Origin of the sequence: Stenotrophomonas sp. (assembly GCF_032061965.1) — a bacterium.
In the GTDB taxonomy this organism is placed as follows: Bacteria; Pseudomonadota; Gammaproteobacteria; order Xanthomonadales; family Xanthomonadaceae; genus Stenotrophomonas.
The window spans coordinates 1-3,707 of sequence record NZ_DAMBEF010000084.1; the positions used below are offsets into that span (position 1 = coordinate 1).

The following is a 3,707-nucleotide window of genomic DNA, read 5'->3' on the forward strand; positions in this document are numbered from 1 at the left end:
CTGGCCATGTCGATGGCCGGGCGCATGGGTATCGGCAACATCGCCGGCGTGGCCACGGCCATCGCCTATGGCGGCCCCGGTGCCATCTTCTGGATGTGGGTGATGGGCTTCCTCGGTGCTTCCACCTCGTACGTGGAATCCACCCTGGCACAGATCTACAAGACCAAGGATGCCGAAGGCCGTTACCGCGGCGGTCCGGCGTACTACATTGAAAAGGCCATGGGCCTGAAGTGGTATGCGGCGTTGTTCGCCGTGGCTACCGTCATCGCCGCGGGTTTCCTGCTGCCGGGCGTGCAGGCCAACGCCATCGCCGACAGCGCGGTCAACGTGTTGTGCACGGGTGCCGATGCCTGTGCATCGGTGGGCGGTGCCGCCAGCATGAAGCTGTGGATCGGCCTGACCGTGGCGGTGCTGCTGGGCATCATCATCTTTGGTGGCGTCAAGCGCATTGCCAGTTTTGCCGAGGTGGTCGTGCCGTTCATGGCACTGGGCTTCATCCTGATGGCGATCGTGGTGATGATGCTCAACGCCAGCAAGGTGCCGGCGATGTTCTCGGACATCTTCTCCAGCGCCTTCGGTGCGCATGCTGCCTTCGGTGGCATCATCGGCCAGGCGATTGCATGGGGCGTCAAGCGCGGCATCTATGCCAATGAAGCCGGTCAGGGTACCGGCCCGCACGCTGCCGCCGCCGCCGAGGTCTCGCATCCGGCCAAGCAGGGTTACGTGCAGGCCTTCGCGATCTATTTCGACACCATGCTGGTGTGCACCTCCACCGCGTTCCTGTTGCTGTCGACCGGCATGTACAACGTATTCCGCTCGGTGACCGAAGGGGGCGTCGAGAAGCTGGAGGCCATCGTCAACGGCGTGCCGGGCGTGCAGCCGTCCGAAGGCGCGCTGTTCACCCAGGCCGCCGTGGAATCGGTGCTGCCGGGTTGGGGCGCGGGCTTTGTGGCCCTGGCGCTGTTCTTCTTCGCCTTCACCACGATCATGGCCTATTACTACATGGCCGAAACCAACCTGACCTATCTGGCAGGCAGCAACCGCACCCATCCGGCGGCAATGCTGGTGCTGCGCCTGGGCATCATGGGCATGGTGGTGTTTGGTGCTTACCACAATGCGAAAATGGCCTGGGCGCTGGGTGACATTGGCGTAGGCTTGATGGCATGGCTCAATGTGGTGGCCATCCTGATCCTGCAGAAGCCGGCGATGCTGGCGCTGAAAGACTATGAGCGGCAGAAGAAGCTGGGCCTGGACCCGGTGTTCGACCCTGACGCACTGGGTATCAAGAACGCCGACTTCTGGCGTGGCAACAAGTAATTCAAAGGAACCGTAGTGAGCAATCCCTGGAACAACCGTCGTCCTTCCTCGCGACCGCCGCGCGCAACCCCGGCGGCGCCGTCCGCCGCGCGCGAAGGCGACGCTGTGCCGGTGCGCGGTGGCGACGAGCTGCGCCTGTACGGTGTCAATGCCGTGCAGGCGATGTTTGCCAAGCGCCCGCAGGCGATGCGCAAGCTGTACCTGGCCGAGGACATGATCCCGCGGCTGCAGCCGATGCTCAAATGGTGCGTGGCCAACCGTGTTGGCTATCGCGTGGTTGCCGACGGCGACCTCAACAAGCTGGCGGCGACCACGCACCATGAGGGCGTGGTGGCTGATGTGCTGAAGCAGGAGCCGCTGCCACTGGCAACCTGGCTGTCCTCGCTGAAGGACGGCCCGGTGTTGGCGCTGTGGCTGGACGGCGTAGGCAACCCGCACAACTTCGGCGCGATCCTGCGCTCGGCAGCGCACTTTGGCGTAGGCGCGATCCTGCTGCCCGCGCAGTCGACGCTGGCGCTGTCCGGCTCGGCGGCGCGCGTGGCCGAGGGGGGCGCTGAATCGGTCCCGCTGGTGCGCTTGCCGGCATTGCCGCAGGCGGTTGCGCAGCTACGTGACGCGGGTTTTGGCTTGGCTGCGACATTGGTGGAAGGCGGCGACAACGTATTCACCACGGTGCTGCCTGAGCGCATGGTTTACGTGATGGGCGCCGAAGGCGAGGGCATGGACCGTGAGTTCGCGCAGAGCTGTGATCTGCGCCTGTCGATCCCGGGTACCGGCGCGGTGGAGAGCCTGAACGTTGCCTCGGCCACGGCGGTGTTCCTGGCCAGTTGGAACAGCCGCCAGCAGCGCTGAGACGTACTACCTAGCCTTGTTCGGTGTAGTGCCGAGCCATGCTCGGCAGAGGCTTTACCGGCAATGCCAACGGCGCAAGGTAGTGCCGAGCCATGCTCGGCAGAGGCTTTACCGACAATGCCAACCACGCAAGGTAGTGCCGAGCCATGCTCGGCAGAGGCTTTACCGACAATGCCAAAGGCGCAAGGTAACGCCGAGCCATGCTCGGCACAGGCTGTATCGGTGAAGCCCCTGCCGAGCATGGCTCGGCACTACAGATGCATCCACAACAGATGCATCAACAAAATGGATGCAACAAGAAAGGCGCCTTGCGGCGCCTTTCCTGTCTCCACCTGCGAAACAATCACTCCCTCGGCGGCACCACGTCCTTGGCTTCGCTGCCGAAGCTGCCTTCGGACTCGGCGGCCAGATAGGCAAACACGGTGTACGCAGCCACGTTCTGCGCCAACGCCTTGGGGTCGATCTTGTCCAGCGTGTCATCCGGCGTGTGGTGCAGATCGAAATAGTCGGTTCCGTCTTGCGCCAGCCATGCCCAGGCACCGCCCTTGGCGGCCAGCGGGCCTACGTCAGGGCCCGGGCCGCCTTCGTTTGCGCGGTATTCGATGCCTAGCGGGGCCAGCGCTTCACCGATCTGGCGGGTTGCCTCGCGAGACTCTGCCGGGTTGCCGGAGCCGGTGTTGAAAGCGTAGATGCGACCGGCGCCAAAATCGCTTTCGGCGGCGATGTGTTGCTGTACCACTTCGCCCGCGGCAACGCGCGCGGCGGCATAGGCCTTGCCGCCATGCAGGCCCTGTTCTTCATTGGCGAAGGCAATGACGCGGATGGTCCGCTTGGGTGCCTGCTTGAGCTGGCCGATCAGGTGGCCGGCCGCCATGGTGATGCCAACGCCGGCACCGTCATCGATCGCGCCAGTGCCCAGATCCCAGGAATCGAGATGGCCGCCGATCACCACCACTTCCTTGGGCAGGCTGCGCCCGGTGATCTCGCCGATCACGTTCTGCGAGGTATAGCTGCCGTCCCAGCCGCAATCGAGCGAGATGCGGATGCGGGTTGGGCCACGCGCCACCAAACGATTGAGCTGGTCGGCATCCGGCCCGGACAGGGCAGCGGCGGGCACCGGCGTCAGGCCTTCGTCAAAACGGGTGATGCCGGTATGCGGCATGCGGTGCGAGTCGGTGCCGGCCGAACGCATGATGTAGCCGATGGCGCCCTTGCGGATGGCTTCGGAGGGGCCGCGGCTGCGCACGGTTCCACCAATGCCATAGTCCTCGCCGTTGCGCTTGCGGGTCATCGTGAAGTCGACGTAGGCGATCTTGCCGGCGAGTGAGCCTTCCGGGGCGGCTTTCAGCGCATCCAGGCCGTCAAAGCGAACCACTTCAGCTTCCACGGTGCCGGCGGGGCTGCCGCCCAGGGCGGTGATGGTCAGCGGCTGCGGGTGCGCGCCCACTACGGCGGCATGCTCGCTGCGGCGCTCCCACTTCGGGAAGGTCACCGGCTCGGTCCACACCTTGTCAAAGCCCAGCGCCTTGAACTTGGCC

At 64.9% G+C, this 3,707-nt stretch carries 3 protein-coding genes; 2 read left to right on the plus strand and 1 reads right to left on the minus strand.

Features of this window, described 5'->3' with window-relative positions; translation table 11 throughout:
* The coding region (locus RT460_RS19415; RefSeq protein WP_313321362.1) for an alanine/glycine:cation symporter family protein at window positions 1–1,317 on the plus strand (1,317 nt) is incomplete at its 5' end.
* A gap of 15 nt (window positions 1,318–1,332) precedes the next feature.
* Window positions 1,333–2,169, plus strand: coding sequence for a TrmH family RNA methyltransferase (locus RT460_RS19420; protein WP_313321363.1), 837 nt, complete (start codon window positions 1,333–1,335; stop codon window positions 2,167–2,169).
* 343 nt (window positions 2,170–2,512) lie between these two features.
* On the opposite strand, the gene RT460_RS19425 is transcribed toward RT460_RS19420, so the two are convergent.
* On the minus strand, window positions 2,513–3,707 hold a 1,195-nt coding region (locus RT460_RS19425; RefSeq protein ID WP_313321364.1), incomplete at its 5' end, for a M28 family peptidase.